Below are 19,220 nucleotides of genomic sequence, written 5' to 3'. Positions count from 1 at the left end.
TTTCAGGATAAAATATGGATGAAACAGATAACAAGCAGAGCAGAACCAGTGACAGAAACAGGTTTATCCTTCTGCTCCTTCTAACCTGCGCGGCGCTCATAGGGCTCGCTGTCCTCTTGTGGCTGATACCATATATCGGTTTTAGTAAAATCCATCCCAGGCTCCCTCTGATAATGGCCATTTTTTTCGCTGCGGTGGTTCTTTACATGATCGGCGGCGGGTTGACACTTATATTTACCATCCTCGGCGGGAAAAACCTCTTTTTTAACCGAAAGATAAGGGGGGTTGTAATAAGGTTTCTCTTCCCTATGCTCGTGATAATAGGAAAACTTGTAGGGATCAGCAAGGATCAGGTAAGAAGATCATTTATAGAGATAAATAACCAGCTTGTCCTGAGTGAAGCAAGAAAGGTAAGGCCTGAAAAACTGCTTATACTTTTGCCCCACTGTTTACAGTTCCATGACTGCCAGGTCAGGATTACAGGGGATATAGGTAATTGTAAAAAGTGCGGTAAATGCAAAATAAAAGAGCTTTCGGGTCTTATGGAAAGATATAATGTGCCTGTCTCAGTTGCAACAGGCGGGACCCTTGCCCGAAGGATAGTGGTGGAAAAAAGGCCTGACATCATCATCGGTGTGGCGTGTGAAAGGGACCTTACAAGCGGGATACAGGACAGCTTCCCCATACCTGTATATGGCATATTGAACAAAAGGCCATTCGGACCCTGTTATGACACGGATATAGATATGGATAAGGTGGAAACGGCAGTAAAGGTGTTTTTAGGTAATGAAAACAGATAAACCACGCGCCCTTGCCCTTGATACCCTTGTCAGCCTTGAAAAGGCCGGTGAATATGCCGGTAACTATCTTGAGGATATATTCACCAAAAATCCCGGCTTTGACGAAAGAGACAGGGGTTTTATTTCAAACCTTATACAGGGGGTGATCAGATACAGGTTAAGGCTGGACTATATAATAGGCGGGTTTTCAAAGACACCGGTTAAGAAGATAGATATTACAGTACTCAATATCCTGCGCCTTGCTATTTATCAGATTTATTTCATGGACAGGGTGCCAGAATCTGCTGCGGTTGACAGGGCGGTTGAGCAGGCAAAGGCATTAAAGGGACAGCAGCATGTTGTACCATTTGTAAACGGTATTCTAAGGAACATCTGCCGAAATAAGGATGGCGTAAAATTCCCTGATCGTAAAAAGACCACTGTAAAATACCTGAGCAGTTTTTATTCATTCCCTCTCTGGCATGCACAGAGGTGCCTTGATGAATTCGGCCTTACACAAACAGAAGAATTGTTTGAGGCCCAGAATCGTTTCCCCTCAGTAAATATCAGGGTAGACAGGGTTAAAACCACAGCGGATGAGCTTGTTAAGGCCCTTAAAGATGAAAGCATTGATGCGGTTCATGCTGAGTATGTGCCTGACTGCCTCATACTGGAAAATTTCAGCGGCAGGATAGAGAGGCTTTCATCCTTTATAAAGGGGCTGTTTCAGGTGCAGGATCAGGCTGCCCAGGCGGTCTCATGGCTGCTTGATGTAAAACCGGGGCAGACCATTCTTGATGTGTGCGCTGGTCTTGGCGGTAAATCCTCCCACCTGATGGAACTTATGGGAGGAAAGGGCAGTGTTACTGCTCTTGATACTGATAAACGAAGACTTGAAATGCTCCATGAGAATGCAAGGAGGCTGGGGCTCAAAAATATAAAAAGCGTGGTTGCAGATGCATCTGAGCCTTTCCCTGATAACCTGAAAGGGGCATTTGACAGAGTGCTCATAGATGCCCCCTGCTCAGGATTAGGTACCATAGGTAGGCACCCTGACATCAAATGGAACAGGTCAGAGATAGATATAAAAAGGATATCAAGGATTCAGAGAAAGATCCTTGAGAACTCTTTTGAGGCAGTAAAGCCGGGCGGGCTGATACTCTATGTCGTATGCACATACACAAGAGAGGAGAACAGGACTGTTATTGATAATTTTTTACAGAAAAACAGCGGGGCATCACTCGTGGATATGAATAATAATGCACCTCTCTGGGCAAGAAACCTTATTGACAATGATGGGTTTTTCAGGTCATATCCCCATACACACAAAATGGATGGTTTTTTTGCGGCCCTTATTAAAAAGGAAAGATAGTTTAAGGTCAGAAACACAGTATCAATCTTGATTCGAAATATGAGTAGGGGCAGGCCTCAGTGCCTGCCTAAAAAAAGGAGTTAAAAATGGGAATAATAGCGCCATCAATACTGTCAGCCGATTTTTCAAGATTGGGTGAAGAGGTACAGGCTGCTGAAAGGGCAGGGGCTGACTATATACATGTGGATGTAATGGACGGCCATTTTGTGCCCAATATAACCATAGGCCCGCTGGTTGTTGAAGGGGTAAGAAAGGCGACATCGCTACCCCTTGATGTGCACCTTATGATAGAAAACCCTGATCAGTATACTGTTGCGTTTGCAGAGGCGGGCGCAAATATCATTACCATACACGCAGAGGCGGTTAACCACCTGCACAGGTCTATCCAGATAATAAAAGGTGCAGGATGCAAGGCCGGCGTTTCCCTTAACCCTGCAACACCCATTGATGTTTTAGAATTTATCCTGGATGATATTGATATGGTGCTTATCATGACTGTAAACCCCGGTTTTGGCGGCCAGAAGTTTATACCTGCCACATTATCAAAGATAAAAAAGCTCAGGGAGATGATTGTGAGCAGGGGGCTTAATATTGATATAGAGGTGGATGGCGGCATAAACCCTGAGACAATAGCAAAGGTATCTGCTGCAGGGGCAAATGTATTTGTTGCAGGGGCATTTGTATTTAACAGCAAAAATTACAGGGATGCAATAAATGCCCTTAGAAACGGGATAGTTGAATAATAAAACGGTTTGTTCGTCTCTGCACAATATGCTATGGCAGGACAGGCGGTTCAAGGTTTAAGGTTTTCGGCTACTGAAATTTAATTATGTGCTAAAAAAGTTTATTTTACCCTTGATATTTTTCAGGTGTGCCATTATTATACGCACCTTGCAGATTGATGGAGAGATGGCCGAGTTGGCTTAAGGCGCTCGCCTGCTAAGCGAGTGTAGGGCGTAAAGCTTTACCGAGGGTTCGAATCCCTCTCTCTCCGCCATATTTTTTAACTCACATAATAAAAAAGCTGGTTTTATACCAGCTTTTTTTTCAGTGTATGATTTTGGACGAATTAGGTTTCTACTGTATTATTTGCAGTATTGCCTTTAAAGCACGATCCAAACTGGGTGATCTTTGTGCTGCGCGATCAGGGGACCATCTATTTTCTATAAAATTACACAATACCTCATTATATCTTGGGCCAATAGGAGTTGTTTCAGATGGCAACATCTCGCGATGTATTTTTTTCTTACCTTTCCTGCGAATTACATTCAATATATGTTCTTTGGGGTCATTTAATTGATCTGGTTGATCCGAAAAATTTGATTCAGGTATGCCAATGTAATTTGCCCATTCTGTATGATCAGCTAATATCCAAGATTCCACTTCCCTTACGGCTACTCTAAAAATACATTGTTGCGGTAGATCAATAACCTCATTTTTAGGAATGTAAAACCAGTCACGAATCAGATTGCATGGGCATTCAGCAGTATCAAGATCTGTTAATACTAATGTATAAATCCCAACTCTAGCCATATTCAAGAAGGCTTCACATCTATTCTTGATACCTCCATATCCTCTTGCAATACTCGGAAATCCATTATGAAATATAAGGTTATTTTTTGATCGTCCATTTCGTGTCTCTACAAGCTTGCGAATTACCGCAGCACTTGGTTCATCTTCAACATAAGAGAAGCAATATACATCGGGCATATTAGATCCTCTGTACTGTTGTTCCAGTTTGTGGAAGGAGTACATCAGCAGGTGAGAGTCCGGCTTTCATTGCCTTAATATCTGTTTTAGAAGGTGGAACAACATGAGTAGCTTCTCCTCCTTGCCCTGGTTGGAGCATCAGAAAATTGCCATCAATGCTTTTGCTTGATAGCATTACTTCACTATGAGTACTTATAAGTATTTGCCCTCCCGATTTTTTTCTTTGTTGCCGTGTCTTGTAAAGTAATCCAGGTATTTGCTCCACAATAGCCTTGTGAAGAGATAGCTCAGGCTCTTCCAAGAGAATCATTTTATTAGAAGAAAGAAGCGTCCATAGCATTGCAATGAGTCTCAGTGTTCCATCGGAAAACTGATCCTCTCTCTGCCATCCTGCTTTTGGTCTCCAATGATTATAAAGCATCTCAAGGTGAGGTCGACCTGTTGATTCGTCTTTGGCGAATCGTAATTGTTCGAGATTTGGAATAACTTTCAAGAGAATATCTTCAATGGTTCGAAGTCGAAAATCTCGGGTACGTTTTTGTGTTTCTGCAATTTCTTCCAGAAATCCCTGACCGAATGGATCAGACTCCATATGTCGTAACGATAGTTGCTCGCTGAATTTCAGAAGTTGAGGTACAAGATGTAAATAGAGAACATCAGAGAAGAAGTTAGCTACATCACGATATTCACGGTTCATGTTTATCTGTTCAATATGAGTTTGAGTTAACCTCTCAGGATCAGTCTCGTCATCCTCATCAGGACGTGATACTAACTGATTATCTTTTTCCCATGCTTCTTCCTTGAGAACAACCGGTCGTTGTCTACCGAATCCTTCGTAATTAATCCATAACACATAACGCCAGTCTGGAGGTTCAGAGGTATTTTGCAGGTCTTCTCTAAATTCGAATTCCAGCTCTATCCTGGGTTGTTTGCGTGCTGCTAAACTTCGAATCTTGGTTAATCCTCCGCGCGTATCGATAGCCTGTTGAAGGCCACCTCCTTTGGGGTTAACTATGTCTCTCATGAATCGGAAAATATCAAGTAGATTTGATTTTCCTGAAGCATTCGGACCGATAAGATAGACCGTTTCTTTAAGGTCAATATCTGCATTCGTAAAATTTCGCCAATTTCGTAATTTCAAGTGCGATATGTACATATTAGTTCTCCGTTGTTAAAAACAAATTTTTACAAATGGAAAATAATAAGCTTCCAAATATATACTTAATTTTTAAGAAGAAAATTTTGCATAACTCGATTATCCTTGAACCACAATAAATTCAATATGATTATCATAAATAAAAGCCATTGGAAGTATAAATCAGTTACATTAATTTAGGTTGAATTTCAATATAACGTGTTATTCTTAACTCAAAAAAAAATCTACTTTGCTTTACTTTATATAATTAGTCAATTGTTAAATAAAATTAATGAATTAAGGCCAAAAAACATAAATAATTGAACATTGCTTTTTTAGTCATTGAGCGTTTTTACAACATATTTAGCTATAATTGTTTGCATAAACAGGCTTGATTTTATTTAATCATATCCTGTAAGCTCAGAAGAAAATTGAAAGGTAACAATGAATACTCAGAATATGACTATACGCGCCGGGTGGCTTATTGATGGTTCAGGCAGGCCAGTTAATAAAAATGTTTTGATAAATATAGCAGGTGGCATTGTATCCTCTATTACTGATTTTTTCCCAGACCAGCAGCCACCTGACAAACAGCTTGATTTAACTGACTGCACAATTATACCTGCACTTTGTGACAGCCACACACACCTTGCTATATCAGGGCGCATTGATCCTGAGATCAGGGAAAATCAGATGGCGTATGGATATGATCAGGCAGAGGCAATGATAGCGGGTCATGTCAGGGATTATATTAAGCATGGTGTGCTTACAGTTCGGGATGGCGGTGATTTTAATGCCTATGCCTTGAAATACAAAAATCAGAGCTCAGGTAAAAAAGATCATCATCTATCAATATATGCTGCTGGTATTGGCCTCCATGTAAAAGGGCGATACGGGCAGCTTCTTGGCATGCATATCACACCCGGAAGAGAACTCTCACAGGCCATTCTGGAGGATTTCAGGCCAGGCATGGATCATGTAAAGATAGTTAACTCCGGTGTAAACAGCCTTACCGAGTTTGGTAAAGAGACATCGTCACAGTTTACTGTAGATGAGCTTAAAGATGCTGTTAGAGCAGCAGAAAGCATTGGTCTTAAGGTGATGGTTCACGCAAATGGAAACATACCCGTCCGGGGTGCCATTGAAGCCAGGTGCCATACTGTTGAGCACGGCTTTTTCATGGGTGAGGATAACCTCAAAAGAATGGCAGATAAAGGCACAATATGGGTGCCCACAATATGCACTATGAAGGCATATATGGATAACTCAGACCCTGAATCAGGCTGGCATAAGGTTGCAGAGAAGAATTTGATACATCAGCTTGAGCAGGTAGAGATGGCTATAGAATATGGTGTTACAATAGCACTGGGTACAGATGCAGGGTCTCCAGGCGTTTATCACGGCTCTTCAGTGATAGAGGAGCTGGGGCTTCTCATAAAAGCGGGGCTATCAATAGAAGAGGCAATCAAATGTGCTACATCCAATACTATGCAAATAATAAATGATGCCCCGAATACTGGTACTGTATCAAAGGATAATCAAGCTACATTTGTGGCTGTAAAAGGAAAGCCGGTTGATCTGCCGGGTTCTTTAAAGGAAATCAGGGGTATTTGGGTAAAGGGTAAAAATATATAATTTTATAACGTATTATTTTTACTCAAAAATTTTTGCGTAAATTAATTTTTTTGTAAAAGCTACATTATCACCACCTTCGTCATTCCAGACTTGATCTGGAATCCAGTCGCTTTTGGAAAGGTAGATTTACTCTCAATTTCGATGGTACTTATAATCTCCTTCCAGCTTTGTAGGTCCACCCCTACTGTATTAACACTAATAAATCCTTATTTCAGTGTCCTTGTATGGTTGAAGTGACTGGTTAAAAAATTAACTGCAAAGAGGTAAAGGGCTCTAAGAAAAACAAAAGTTATAATTGATAAAAAAAAACCTTTCTCCGTGTTCTCCGCCTGTCCCGCCATAGCTTCAGCGAAGGCGGATGCCCTCCGTGGTAAAAAAGTATTTGTATTTAACCTAATGCACCTGAGGCTGGATTATTAGCTGAATTCAGATGTTTTTTCGGATGATCACAATCTAAGGTTCATTCCACCCTGTAAGGTTTCCCTTTTCATCAAATGAGACATAGCTCTGGTAAAAGTTGGGGTAATACCAGATTAACCTTGAACCATCCACAGATTTCACCGGTTCACCAAGTATCTTTTTTACCTCTTCCTGGGTCATCCCTTTTTTAAGGTTACGCCAGTTTTTCTTGTTTAACCATCCATAGGCAATCTCTTTTTCCTGATCCTTGGGGCCGTGATAGATCCTGATGATCTGCTCAAGGTCTTTTATCCTGTTTTCAAGCTCAATGATACGCTGTTGCATGTTTTTTATATCTTTGTCACTTGCTTCATCTGATGACACATTTAATGTAAAGGTCAAAGAGATGAAAATTACTATGAACAGGGTGATTGATCTGATATTGGTTTTCATGATTGATCTCCGGTGATGCCTGATACTTTTATTTATCAAAAAGGTTTCATGGTGCGAGAGAGGGGATTTGAACCCCTACACCTTGCGGCACTGGATCCTAAGTCCAGCGCGTCTGCCAGTTCCGCCACTCTCGCATGGAGTGTCTATTTTCATCATAAATAAAAAAGAGTCAAGGTTTTTATAAATTAAGTTTGGTTCTGTATTCTTCAGTAAAGAGTTTTATAACCCCTTCGTCCGCAAAGCTATAATACCTGTTATGGCCGATAATAATATGATCCAACACCTGCAAGGATAAAAGCTGTGACGCAAATACAAGGTTTCTTGTAAGGTTTCTGTCTTCTGCTGATGGCTGAGGGTCACCTGAAGGGTGGTTGTGGACAAATACCAGCGCTGCCGCATTGCTGCTGAGCGCCAGTTTCATGATCTCGGAAGGATAGACCGCGCTCCCGGTAAGGCCACCCTGAAACAGATCCTGGTCAGAGATAAGCTCATTTTTTCTGTTAAGAAAAAGCGCCTTGAACACCTCCCTTTTCAGGTCACGCATTGAGTGGAACAGGTATTCATATACAGCGTTTGATGAGTTAAAAAAGGCATTGTTTATGACCCTGTCCCTGAGGTAACGGCCAGCCACCTCATGTACCAGTTTAAGGTACAGGACATTTTTCTCGCCAATCCCTTTTATTTTTTTAAGCTCATCCAGGGGGGCAGATAATACCCCTGAAAGGGTGCCATACTGCCTGAGTGCCTCCCTTGCCGAAAGTTTAACATCCTTTCGGGGGGTGCCAAGAGTGAGGAGAAACTCTATAACCTCCTCATCTGTAAACCTTTCTATGCCCCCCTCTATGAACCGTTCCCTGAGTCTTTCCCTGTGACCTTCACCCCGCGCCTGAATTTCTGTTTCTGACATATAATTCCCCCCATTTTTTAGAGTCATTTTTTTAAAATAAGACTAAAGAAAAACCTTATGCTATCCGATGTGAGGAGAGCGTTTGAATTTTAGGGAATACTATATTTATTGTAAATATGTAATAATTAATGAAATTAAGTTTAATTAATAATAAATACTAAAATGGACACATATAAAATAATAACTGGTATTAATATTAATGTTCTGCTATATTTCGCCCGCTTTTATAAGATGATCAGCATGGTAATGAAAAATTTACTTTACATCCATAAAAAAATCATTATTTTCTTTTCGATTTTTTTGTGGATAGTTCATGCGGCTTTAATCTTGCAAGCAATTAGTAGAAGGAAGGTAATAGTCTTATAATGATTTTAATAAATATTGCTGTTTCGTTTCTGGCTGTTTTTATATATCAGATAATCTTTGCAGACAATGCGTATGCATGGGGCCCTGCGGTACATACTGTTATATCCTGTTCTATACTCGACGGGTTGAAATTTATCCTGCCCGATATAGCTGCTATCCTCAAACAGTTTCCCCTTGAGTATATATATGGTAATCTTTCCGCTGATTTTTTTATAGGCAAGGGGAGCAAAAGAAAAGAGGGCCATTCCCACAACTGGGAGACAGGCTTTTCCATGCTTGGTGAGGCGGAAAGTGAAAGGGAGGCCTCATATGCATACGGTTTTCTTTCCCATCTGGCTGCTGATGTTGTTGCCCACAACTATTTTGTGCCTGACCTTATCTACAGGTTCATCACGCTGAAAAGGCTTGGCCATTTTTATTCTGAGGCGGTTGCTGACAAATTTACAGGCTCATTTTATCTTAAGATGGCTTCGGATGTGCTTTCAAGCAGAGAACTTGAGTGTGATAAGATGCTCAAGGCGGCAGTGCTGGCAAACAGCGGCGGGCTCAGGGCAAAGAAACATATATTCAAACAATCTGTAAAGGTCTCTGACTATCTTTATGGGTCTTCGCAGTTTTCATTTGTGTGCAACCACTCGCCATATCAGATACCGGCAGCCTACATAGACATGATGATGAATCTCTCATTCAGGCTGGTTAAAGACCTGCTCTCAAATACAGGTTCTTCAAAATGCCTGTCACATGATCCCATAGGTGAGGATAACCTGCGCAGGGCAAGCCAGAATGGTTTTATGTCAAGGATTCGCAACACAAGACAGCATGAAAGTAAATTTCCTGTTGACAAGGAGCTCCTTGAACTTGCATAAACATGCATGGGCAAAATCCAAAAACTATCACAGAATGTTGCAAACCAGATCGCTGCAGGCGAGGTTATAGACAGACCCGCATCTGTTGTAAGGGAGCTTCTTGATAACAGCATAGACTCAGGCGCAGACCGAATTACCATTCGCATAGAAGATGGCGGGAGCGGTCTTATAAGGGTAAGCGATAATGGGGCAGGCATGGACAGAGATGACCTGCTCCTTGCCATTGAAAGACACGCCACAAGCAAGATATCAACAGCAAGCGATATATTTACCATAAAAACACTAGGGTTCAGGGGCGAGGCGCTTCCGAGCATATGCTCTGTTTCAAGGGTAGAGATAACCTCAAGGCCCAGTGACCAGATATCCGCCTTAAGGCTCAAGGCTCATGCCGGGGTTATTGAATCAATTGAAGAGACAGGGGCGCCAGCGGGCACAACTGTTGATGTAAGAGACCTCTATTTTAATACCCCTGCCAGAAAAAAATTCCTTAAAACAGAAAAGACTGAGGCCGGCCTGATAACCGATACTGTTTCAAGGATCGCTTTGCCGTTTAAAGATATCTATATAAAATTGCTTGATAATTCTACAGGTAAGGCAATATTGAATCTCCCTTCATCCGATAGCGAACTTAACCGGTTGACTGCCCTGTTTGGTAAAGATGTGGCCCAGACCTTTATGGATGCCCGTTTTGCGCATGATAGGTTTTCCATAAGGGCATACCTGGCCCCGCCTGAGCTTTCAAGAACCCGTGGCGACCGGATGTACCTCTATGTAAACAACCGGAATATAAGGGATAAGCTTGTCTTGAGCGCCATAACAGGGGGTTATGGCCAGCGGCTCATGAAGGGGCGATACCCGCAGGTAGCCCTCTTTATTGATATAGACCCTGCATTTGTAGATATCAATGTGCACCCGGCAAAACAGGAGGTGCGTTTTGAAGATGGAAGGTTGATTTATCAGGCTATTTCATCAACCATTGCAAAGGCGCTTGGAGACCAGATCAACCCCTTTAGATCATCCAATGATGGTTATATTGAAAGGCCTGCAACCATGTCTAGCACTCCAATTCAGGCGGATGATAGAGTACAAAAAAATGATGCGCCTGCCCCTGTTTATCAACAGGTAGAAAATACTTTTAAAGAAACACTTGAGGTAAAGGAGTCAATACCCCAACATCAGCAGGGGCTCTTCAACGCGCAAAAGAGCACATATATACCGGAGGAAATTACCGAAGTAATTATCCCGAAAAGGGAAGAAAGGTCTGTTTTTCATGAGCCATACCCTGTTAAGCCGGAGATAAGGCAGAAAAATATTGGTGACAACCTCACGGTTATAGGTCAGCTCAAGGGTACCTATCTTTTATTTGAAGAGAGGGATGGCCTGTTAATGATAGATCAGCATGCTGCCCATGAAAGGATAGTGTATGAAACCCTGAGGGCGAAGTATGCGGCAAAAAAGATGGAGAGCCAGAATTTTCTTTTATCTGTTGATATAGAGCTGTCCAATAAAGATGCAAGGATACTTGAAGAAAAACTTGCGCAAATCAATAATCTCGGGTTTGAGATAGAGCACTTTGGCGGAAACAGTTTTCTGATAAGGGCAGTGCCTGCAATTCTTGTGAATACAGACTGGGAGAGTTTTCTTAAAGACCTTATACCTGTGCTTAATGAAGAGGATGACCTTACCAATACAAAGGCAATGGATAAATTACTTACTGTTATGGCATGTCATGGGGCAATAAGGGCAGGGCAGAGGATGACAGAAAGGGAGATAAACACCTTAATTACCCAGCTCCAGAGCATTGATCTCGCAACCAACTGCCCGCACGGAAGGCCAGTCTATAAAAAGATCAGCTACACTGAGCTTGAAAAGATGTTCAAGAGGATAGTGTAAGCTGGTCAGGAAAATGATTATAAAAGTTCTGGCTGAAGGCTGATAGCTGAATGCTGAAAGCTTTATTAATAACCCAATCTTTACTTTATATTGACATACAATACTCAACTTCATATACTTTACCCCTCTAAAAGAGAATTCTTAATACCTGAATTTTGCGTCTGGCTTTTTAGTATGGCGATAAAAGCTCAAGGGTTTCTGGTTAAAAATACAGGTATTAAATCAGGCCCAATCGGTTAATTTATTATTTTAATTTTATACACATTATAAAGGAGTTCAGATATGGAAAAAAATATTTGTTTGTTAATTACTCTATTTCTTATTTCAGGCCTTTTTTGCTTTACAGGTTGTGAAACCACACGAACAACAAAAGGCGCAGGTATTGGGACCGCAGCAGGCGCAGCAGTTGGCGCGATCATAGGGCATCAATCCGACCACAGGACAGGGGGAGCAGTAATCGGCGGAGTCGTCGGAGGTGCAGTGGGTGCCCTTATAGGAAGGCGACTTGATAACCAGGCAAAGGAACTGGAGCAGGTTCAAGGCATGGAAAGTGTTAAGGTAGACCAGGAAAATCAGAAGATTGAAGCCATTTTGAAGATCAATTTTGATGTGGATAAAGATATTATTAAGCCTGCAGAAGCCACCAAACTTAATGATCTCGCTGGTGTCTTTTCTCATTATCCTGAAAATATTGTTGTGCTGGAAGGTCATACCGACTCTGATGGTTCTGAGGCATACAATCAAACTCTTTCGGAAAAGCGGGTGAGGGCTGCAGAAAACTACCTCAGGGGAAAAAATCTGAATATCGCAAGCCTTTCATCGGTCGGATATGGTGAGACCAGGCCGGTAGCCTCAAATGAAACATCGGAAGGCAAGGCACAGAACCGCCGGGTAGAGATAAAAATATCTGTTGATCCGAGTCGTGTCCCTCAGAATCAGTGATCATAGCGCTAACTCAAATGAGAGGAAATTATAATGACACTATTTTCAAGCCGTGGGATTAAATCACAGGGGCTTTACAGCCGACGTGAATTTATAATGATATCTTCCCTGGCCTCAGCCGGTCTCCTTGCCGGATGTGCTATTAATCCGGTTACAGGTCAAAAACAGTTGATGCTGGTGTCAGAGGACTGGGAGATACAGGTCGACAGGCAAAATTCGCCTCATCAGTTTTCTTCAGACTACGGGATATTACAGGATGCGGCGTTAAATCGTTATATTCAGCAGGTCGGGGCAGAAATGGCCCCCTATACCCATCGTCCTAAAATGCCATATTCCTTTCAGGGGGTCAACGCAACCTATATTAATGCCTATGCCTTTCCGGGAGGGAGCATTGCCGCTACACGCGGCATCCTCCTTTCCCTTGAAAGCGAGGCAGCGCTTTCCGCTCTTCTCGGTCATGAGATGGGTCATGTCAATGCCAGGCATACTGCTCAGCAGATGTCAAAAGGCACACTTCTCCAGGCTGTGGCTGGAGGAATCGGCGTATATGCCGGTTCTAAAAGCGAAACCTACGGGCAGCTTGCCAGTCAACTGGGCATGCTGGGGGCAGGCGCTCTTCTGGCACGCTATAGCCGGGACAATGAAAGAGAGGCTGATTATCTGGGGATGACATATCTGGTAAAAAAAGGTTATGGTGCGGAAGGCTCGATACAGCTTGCGACCATGCTGAACAGCCTCAGTAAAGGAAATTCAAATATTGCTTCAGTGCTTTTTGCCACCCACCCGATGAGTCAGGAGCGTTACGACACATCGGTGAAACTTGCTAATACTGAATTCAGTTATGCTAAAGGAAAACCTTTGTATCGTGAGCGATACATGGATAATACTGTGCGTCTTAGAAAGATTAAGCCCGCTATTGAGAATTTTCAGAAGGCCGAGGAACTGATGGCTGCTAAATCATATGACAAGGCGGGAGACTTATTGAAGCAGGGATTAAAGGCTGCACCCGGAGATTATGCGGGGCTGGTAATGATGGCAAAATGCCAGTATACACAAAAAAAATATAGCGAGGCGCTTAAATATTCAGAGCAGGCGAGGCAGGTATATCCCAGTGAGGCACAGGCAAACCATATGAGCGGGCTTTCTCACATCCAACTGAAGAGGTTTGATAAGGCAATCGAAGAATTTAATATGTATGAGAAGAAGCTGCCTGGAAATCCTAACACTCTTTTTTACAGGGGTTACGCTTACGAGGGAATGGGCAACAGGCAAAAATCAGCCGAAGATTACTCCCAATATCTTAAGCAGGTCACGGAAGGTGAGCAGGCACAGCATGCCTATAAATGCCTGGTAGATTGGGGAGTGGTAAAAGAGAAGTCGCAATAGATGATGTTTAAAAAATAGGCAGCTTGATCCGTTTGTTTAAGAATAGTTATTAGTGGGGCGTTGTGAGATTATAAGGTTTTATAGTAAAACCTGATAACAACAGCGCCCCATTTTTTTTATTTATCTTGCAACCAACTTGCCCACGCGGAAGACCTTTTTATAAAAGGATCAGCTATACAGAGCTTGAAAAGATGTTCAAGAGGATAGTGTAAGAGAATCAAAAAAATGATTTTAAAAGACTTGACTGAAGGCTGATAGCTGAACGCTTCATTAATATCCTATTGACATAACACCGGTTCTTTTTGATAATGCCCAATCTTTACAAAACAAGAATCCTATTAATGCCTGTTGTACCTCAGTAGTAAAAAGAAAGGAATGCAAATGATCCTGTCAGGAAAAGAAATCGCTTCAAGGATCGGCAATGATATCATCATTGACCCGTATGATAAAAATAAACTCAATCCGAATAGCTACAACCTGTCATTACATGATGAACTTTTAGTGTATGATGATTTTCCACTTGATATGAAAAAGGCTAATAGGTTTACGAAATTATCTATTCCTCAAGAAGGGTTGGTATTAGAACCGGGCCGGTTATATCTTGGAAGAACAATTGAATATACCGAAACACATAATTTAGTTCCTATGCTTGAAGGTCGTTCATCAGTAGGAAGACTTGGGCTTTTTATACATGTCACAGCAGGATTTGGTGATGTTGGTTTCAAAGGATTCTGGACACTGGAAATATTCAGTATTCAACCGATAAGAGTCTATTCAGGTGTGGAAGTTTGCCAGATTTATTACCATACTATTGAAGGGGAATATGAAGAATATTCAAGTGGTAAATATCAGAACAACCATGGCATTCAACCCAGTTTATTGTACAGAGATTTTAATAAATAAGGCACAATCAGGCAATTAAGTGCGACTGGCTGTTTTTTTGCTGATTGAAATTCAAAAGTATTAACAATAATTTAAAAATAAAAATGATCGATTACATAGACTTAAATAGAAAATTCTGGCCCGTGGAAGCAGATAAAGAAAATGACCCTGAGAATATACGAGTTCTTTTTTCATTTGGAATTGGGAAAGAATATTTATGGGATGAGTTGATTAAGAAAGATAGGGTTGTAATACTTGCAGAACCCGGTACAGGTAAAACTACAGAATTAATGGAGGCTGCTAAAAAATTACGTAAAGATAATAAATTAGCCTTTTTTTACAGGATAGAGGCTATTAATGATTTTGGTCTCCACGGTGCTATTGAAATTGGTTCATCTCAGGAATTAGATAGCTGGAGGGCGGGTAACGAAATAGCCTATTTCTTTCTGGATTCAGTTGATGAGGCACGACTAACCCGACGAAATGCATATGAACTGGCACTTAATCATTTTTCAAGTGCTATCGTTAATAATTTAGATAGAGCAAAAATTTACATTTCTTGCAGGGTCAGTAACTGGAGGGCAACAGCTGATTTAAATTTATTTTTAAGGTATTTTCCCCAAATTAAATCTGAAGATGATGAAGAAGGTGAAGAAAATATATCAACTAACACAGAGCATATCAATAGAACGAGAGGGTTAAAAAATCATGTGGTCTTCCAGCTTGCTCCCCTTGATGACCAGCAGATTAAAAAGTTTGCTTCATACAAAGGCATTGAAAATACAAGTAGTTTTATTGAAGCGATTGAGAGATCAGATGCACAAATATTTGCAGAGCGGCCACAAGACCTGTTGGATTTAATTTCCTTTTGGAAATCAAACAATCAACTGGGTTCACATTATGAAATGCTGGAATTCAATATACAAAAGAAACTCATTGAAATGGACCCTAATCGTGATGAAGCGAGACCCTTATCCCCCGAAGATGCTTTATTTGGGGCTGAGCGACTTGCCGCGGCAGTGACATTATTAAAGAAGAATTATTTTCTCCTGCCTGATATACCGATAGATTGTGAATTAGACAATATATCAATAAGCCCAAAAGAAGCACTCCCTGAATGGGCTTCTGATAAAATACAAATTCTTCTGGATAGACCAATTTTTGATGTGGCAATATATGGCACTGTAAAGTTTCATGAAAGATCTGTTCGCGAATATCTGGCTGCTAGTTGGGTTAGGAGACTTATTAATTTAGGTAGATCAAGACGATTCATAGAAGGTATTATTTTTAACGAGAAGTATGGTGTTGAGGTTGTTATTCCTTCTATGAGACCGATAGCTGCATGGATCGCGTTATGGGATGATGAAATAAAAAACAAGATACGAAAAATCGCGCCCGAAGTTCTTATTGAACATGGAGATCCATCCTCATTACCTGTAGAATTCAGGAAATCACTTCTGGTTGAGTTTGCAGAGTTTTATTCTGATAGAGAATATACCGGGACATCGTTTGATGTTTCGATGGTTAGGCGTCTAGCTGATCCTTCATTGTCATACACAGTAAATAAACTGCTAAAAAAATATAGAAACAATGATGATACTTGTTCATTGCTTTTAAAAATAATATGGCAGGGAAAGATATCCGACAGCACAGAGATTGCCATTTCTTTTGCTATTGATAACCAAATAAAAAACTATAACAGGATACTTGCATTACGAGCTGTTGCCTCCAGTGGTACAACCAAGCAAAAACAAAATCTGGTAAATGCACTCAGTAATAATATTAACCATCTTGATTCTGCAATAGTTGGGGAAATTTGTAGTCTCTTCTTTCCTGACATCCTATCAATCTCACAGCTTTTAAAGATTTTTAAAATTGTTAAGCAACCTGATAAAGACTCATCAACATCTCTTCAATTTCATTTAGAAGAAATGATCGACAAAGCAGTTATATCTGAAAAAGATGTTATAAAACTTATAAAGGGATTATATATCCTTCTTAAGAAACAACCATTCATAAATACCTTTAATTGTGAGATCTCTGATAAATACTTTTGGTTGTTACCGATAGCAGTTAGGCTTTCAAATATCCTAATACGACAGAGGTGTTATTTTTCTTTCGATTCGATAGTATTAGATCTGTTTTTAAATTTTATAATTGCCCGACATAATGTTGATTACTATTTCCATGACCGGGAAAAACTTCTTGAAGACGTAAATACCTGGGAAGAATTTAAGTATGCATTATTCTGGCATGCAATAGGCATAGAACGGAATAGAAAAAATGGTAATAATCCTACTTCTTGGTGGCAGGTAAGTTGGGAAATAGATAAAATATGGGTGCCAACAGTAGATAATTTAGAAATGCTCTTTGATGATTTTTTTAAAAGAGATGAGACGATTGATAAGTTGATCATTTTATCAGCGATATTCCAGGTTTATGTAAACGAAAAAAAGCCAAAGAAGTTACGAGAACGTATCAAGCAATCTGTCAAAGGGATACCCGCCCTTGAAAAAGAATTTCTGAATTTTTTACACCCACCATTAACAGAAGAACAAATAAAATGGAATAAGCGTGAGAAAGATAGAAAACAAAGTCAAAAAAGGCAAGAAAAACAACAGGTGGATAATCGCATAGAATGGGCAGAAGCATTGAAAAAAAATCCTGACGAAATTAAAAAATTAGGTGATGCATATAAGGGAGAAATATTTTCACGATCTGTTTATCTTTACGAACGGTTAAAGGAAACAAATAAGGGATCAAGTCATAGCTGGAGTTATTCAAATTGGCATTCTCTTGAAAAAGAATTTGGATTCGAGGTAGCAAAAAATTTTCGAGATGGTTGTGTTGCATATTGGCGTAAATATGATCCATTTAGTTATGCGGAAAGGAGAACAAGCAGTACTATCCCATGGGCAAGGATAATAGGTTTAACCGGTCTTTCAATTGAGTCGCATGATGATCTGGAATGGTCTAGTAAATTAACCAAAGATGAAGCAGAAATAGCCGCCCATTATTCCCTCTTTGAGCTAAATGGTTTTCCATCATGGTTTGGTGATCTGCAAAGGGCATTTCCTGATATTGTTAAAAAGGTTATTGAAAATGAACTGAAATATGAGCTTCATGCTAGCCCAGTGACTGAAAATCATGCACATACTTTGTCTGCATTAAGGTATGGAAAAGATATAAAAGAAAGGTATATAAACATTATACTCAAGCTTATCAAGGAAAAAGAGCCTGTGAATGATATCGTTTTTGACAATGCAATATCAATCATCTTAATGGAGCAAAGACAAACGAATAAAAATAATCAATTAATAAAACTTGCCTCTAACAGGTTTAAGGCCGCTACAGAAAAAAAACGAAAAATTACATGGCTTATTGTTTTATTTTATATAGACGGGCTGAAAGGATGCTATGCCCTAAAGAAATTGATTGAAAGCATTTCAAACAAAAAAGAGAGAATTGAAACCATGGTGGATTTTTGTTCAGCTTTCACAAGCCATGGTGATAGACGATACAGTGCACCTTACAGAGATTATGAAAGAATAGAGGTATTACAAGAACTTGTTCCTTTTATCTATGATTTTATTAAAGTAGAAGATGATAATCCCCTGAAAACAGGCGGTTATACACCAAACCAACGTGACCATGCACAAGAAGCTCGATCGCATTTATTGGAGTTGGTTTATAAAACACCTGGAAAAACTTCATATGACATTCTTGTTTACCTGTCAAAAAATTCTAAGAATAGATTTTTAAAAGACAGGATGCATTTTTTGGCAAAAGAACGTGTATCTCTAGATTCAGAGTTTGAACCCTGGGAAGAGAGTTCTGTCGCAGCATTTTCACTTTCTCTCCTTACAACTCCTCGGACAGAAAGTGATCTTTTTAATATCGCCTTGAATCAATTGGACGATTTGAAACATGATATAGAAGATGGCGATGAGAGTGAAGCCGTTTTACTTAAAAGATTAATAAACGAAACAGAAATTCGGACAGTTTTTGCAAACAGGTTGCGTAAATCCTCACGATCTCTTTATACAATTGGCTCCGAAGAGGAGTTCGCAGATGCAACAAGAACTGATATAAGGTTTAATACCCCTTTGGTAACGGCTCCGGTTCCTGTTGAATTAAAAATTGCTGACAAATGGTCACATAAACAATTGATTGAACGTATTGAGAACCAACTTATTGGGCAATACATGCGTGTTTCAAGATATGGTATTTTTCTAATAGTCTGCAATGGAAGAAAAAAAAGTAATTGGAGAAATGTCCATAATAGCAAATCAATGACATTTCTGAATTTTGTAAACGCATTAAAAGAAGATCTAGAAAAAATAATGCATAGACACCCGACTATTCAAAAAATAGAGATTATTGGGATAGACTTTACTGCTAGGAGTAAATAATGGTATCGGTTTTTAATTATTGAATAGGTAAAGCATGGGTGTTACCCATTAAAGGGTTAGGCATGCCTACACAATCCATATAC

General features: G+C 40.3%; 14 protein-coding genes and 2 tRNA genes. 11 read left to right on the top strand and 5 right to left on the bottom strand.

Annotated elements, in window-relative coordinates:
* The first annotated feature begins 14 nt into the window (after positions 1-14).
* From GX654_11650 to GX654_11635, 4 genes are all read left to right on the top strand, one after another.
* Positions 15-800, top strand: coding sequence for a DUF116 domain-containing protein (locus GX654_11650; GenBank protein NLD37512.1), 786 nt, complete (start codon positions 15-17; stop codon positions 798-800).
* Positions 787-2,151, top strand: coding sequence for a 16S rRNA (cytosine(967)-C(5))-methyltransferase RsmB (rsmB, locus tag GX654_11645; protein ID NLD37511.1), 1,365 nt, complete (start codon positions 787-789; stop codon positions 2,149-2,151). The genes GX654_11650 and rsmB overlap by 14 nt, the downstream gene beginning before the upstream one ends.
* Positions 2,152-2,237: 86 nt before the next feature.
* Complete coding sequence (locus GX654_11640) at positions 2,238-2,894, top strand: ribulose-phosphate 3-epimerase (GenBank protein NLD37510.1); 657 nt, start codon at positions 2,238-2,240, stop codon at positions 2,892-2,894.
* Between the two features lie 160 nt (positions 2,895-3,054).
* Positions 3,055-3,148: transfer RNA gene (locus tag GX654_11635), tRNA-Ser, on the top strand.
* 80 nt (positions 3,149-3,228) lie between these two features.
* Here GX654_11635 and GX654_11630 read toward each other — a convergent pair.
* Both GX654_11630 and GX654_11625 read right to left on the bottom strand, forming a co-directional pair.
* Positions 3,229-3,861: a hypothetical protein gene (locus tag GX654_11630; protein NLD37509.1), complete on the bottom strand. Its 633-nt coding sequence runs from the start codon at positions 3,859-3,861 to the stop codon at positions 3,229-3,231.
* Between the two features lies 1 nt (position 3,862).
* Positions 3,863-5,017, bottom strand: coding sequence for an AAA family ATPase (locus tag GX654_11625; GenBank protein ID NLD37508.1), 1,155 nt, complete (start codon positions 5,015-5,017; stop codon positions 3,863-3,865).
* Positions 5,018-5,440: 423 nt separating this feature from the next.
* Here GX654_11625 and GX654_11620 point away from each other — a divergent pair, with 423 nt between their 5' ends.
* Positions 5,441-6,631: an amidohydrolase family protein gene (locus GX654_11620; protein NLD37507.1), complete on the top strand. Its 1,191-nt coding sequence runs from the start codon at positions 5,441-5,443 to the stop codon at positions 6,629-6,631.
* 453 nt (positions 6,632-7,084) lie between these two features.
* Here the strand turns inward: GX654_11620 and GX654_11615 are convergent, their stop codons facing one another.
* The 3 genes from GX654_11615 to radC all read right to left on the bottom strand — a co-directional run bounded on the left by GX654_11615 (position 7,085) and on the right by radC (position 8,390).
* Positions 7,085-7,483, bottom strand: a complete 399-nt coding sequence (locus GX654_11615) for an outer membrane protein assembly factor BamE (protein NLD37506.1) — start codon at positions 7,481-7,483, stop codon at positions 7,085-7,087.
* A gap of 49 nt (positions 7,484-7,532) precedes the next feature.
* Positions 7,533-7,617 (bottom strand) — tRNA-Leu (locus GX654_11610).
* Positions 7,618-7,661: 44 nt separating this feature from the next.
* The gene (gene radC, locus GX654_11605; protein ID NLD37505.1) at positions 7,662-8,390 is read right to left on the bottom strand and encodes a DNA repair protein RadC; all 729 of its coding nucleotides are present in this window, start codon (positions 8,388-8,390) and stop codon (positions 7,662-7,664) included.
* A 365-nt stretch (positions 8,391-8,755) separates the two neighbouring features.
* Between radC and GX654_11600 the strand changes: the two genes are divergently transcribed.
* The 6 genes from GX654_11600 to GX654_11575 all read left to right on the top strand — a co-directional run bounded on the left by GX654_11600 (position 8,756) and on the right by GX654_11575 (position 19,137).
* Entirely contained in the window at positions 8,756-9,622 is an 867-nt protein-coding gene (locus tag GX654_11600) for a zinc dependent phospholipase C family protein (GenBank protein ID NLD37504.1), read from the top strand.
* A 6-nt stretch (positions 9,623-9,628) separates the two neighbouring features.
* Positions 9,629-11,515 carry a DNA mismatch repair endonuclease MutL gene (gene mutL / locus GX654_11595; GenBank protein NLD37503.1) on the top strand — a complete coding sequence of 629 codons (1,887 nt, stop codon included), beginning with the start codon at positions 9,629-9,631 and terminating at the stop codon, positions 11,513-11,515.
* A gap of 282 nt (positions 11,516-11,797) precedes the next feature.
* Positions 11,798-12,457: an OmpA family protein gene (locus tag GX654_11590; GenBank protein ID NLD37502.1), complete on the top strand. Its 660-nt coding sequence runs from the start codon at positions 11,798-11,800 to the stop codon at positions 12,455-12,457.
* A gap of 33 nt (positions 12,458-12,490) precedes the next feature.
* Positions 12,491-13,843 (top strand): M48 family metalloprotease, encoded by a 1,353-nt coding sequence (locus GX654_11585; GenBank protein NLD37501.1) that lies wholly within the window; start codon positions 12,491-12,493, stop codon positions 13,841-13,843.
* Between the two features lie 381 nt (positions 13,844-14,224).
* Positions 14,225-14,746, top strand: coding sequence for a dCTP deaminase (locus tag GX654_11580; protein NLD37500.1), 522 nt, complete (start codon positions 14,225-14,227; stop codon positions 14,744-14,746).
* Between the two features lie 122 nt (positions 14,747-14,868).
* Positions 14,869-19,137 (top strand): hypothetical protein, encoded by a 4,269-nt coding sequence (locus GX654_11575; GenBank protein NLD37499.1) that lies wholly within the window; start codon positions 14,869-14,871, stop codon positions 19,135-19,137.
* Positions 19,138-19,220: the final 83 nt, after the last annotated feature.

Source organism: Desulfatiglans sp. (assembly GCA_012513605.1).
Lineage (GTDB): Bacteria > Desulfobacterota > DSM-4660 > Desulfatiglandales > HGW-15 > JAAZBV01.
The sequence above is the reverse complement of the archived record's forward strand: the minus strand, read 5'-3'. Positions and strand labels throughout refer to the sequence as shown.

What these genes read in the sequence shown, in the direction of transcription:
- mutL (NLD37503.1), top strand. Translation starts at nt 9,629, where the DNA reads ATGGGCAAAATCCAAAAACTATCACAGAATGTTGCAAACCAGATCGCT.
- GX654_11615 (NLD37506.1), bottom strand. Translation starts at nt 7,483, where the DNA reads ATGAAAACCAATATCAGATCAATCACCCTGTTCATAGTAATTTTCATC.
- GX654_11625 (NLD37508.1), bottom strand. Translation starts at nt 5,017, where the DNA reads ATGTACATATCGCACTTGAAATTACGAAATTGGCGAAATTTTACGAAT.
- GX654_11620 (NLD37507.1), top strand. Translation starts at nt 5,441, where the DNA reads ATGAATACTCAGAATATGACTATACGCGCCGGGTGGCTTATTGATGGT.
- radC (NLD37505.1), bottom strand. Translation starts at nt 8,390, where the DNA reads ATGTCAGAAACAGAAATTCAGGCGCGGGGTGAAGGTCACAGGGAAAGA.
- GX654_11630 (NLD37509.1), bottom strand. Translation starts at nt 3,861, where the DNA reads ATGCCCGATGTATATTGCTTCTCTTATGTTGAAGATGAACCAAGTGCT.
- GX654_11650 (NLD37512.1), top strand. Translation starts at nt 15, where the DNA reads ATGGATGAAACAGATAACAAGCAGAGCAGAACCAGTGACAGAAACAGG.
- GX654_11600 (NLD37504.1), top strand. Translation starts at nt 8,756, where the DNA reads ATGATTTTAATAAATATTGCTGTTTCGTTTCTGGCTGTTTTTATATAT.
- GX654_11590 (NLD37502.1), top strand. Translation starts at nt 11,798, where the DNA reads ATGGAAAAAAATATTTGTTTGTTAATTACTCTATTTCTTATTTCAGGC.
- rsmB (NLD37511.1), top strand. Translation starts at nt 787, where the DNA reads ATGAAAACAGATAAACCACGCGCCCTTGCCCTTGATACCCTTGTCAGC.
- GX654_11580 (NLD37500.1), top strand. Translation starts at nt 14,225, where the DNA reads ATGATCCTGTCAGGAAAAGAAATCGCTTCAAGGATCGGCAATGATATC.
- GX654_11585 (NLD37501.1), top strand. Translation starts at nt 12,491, where the DNA reads ATGACACTATTTTCAAGCCGTGGGATTAAATCACAGGGGCTTTACAGC.
- GX654_11640 (NLD37510.1), top strand. Translation starts at nt 2,238, where the DNA reads ATGGGAATAATAGCGCCATCAATACTGTCAGCCGATTTTTCAAGATTG.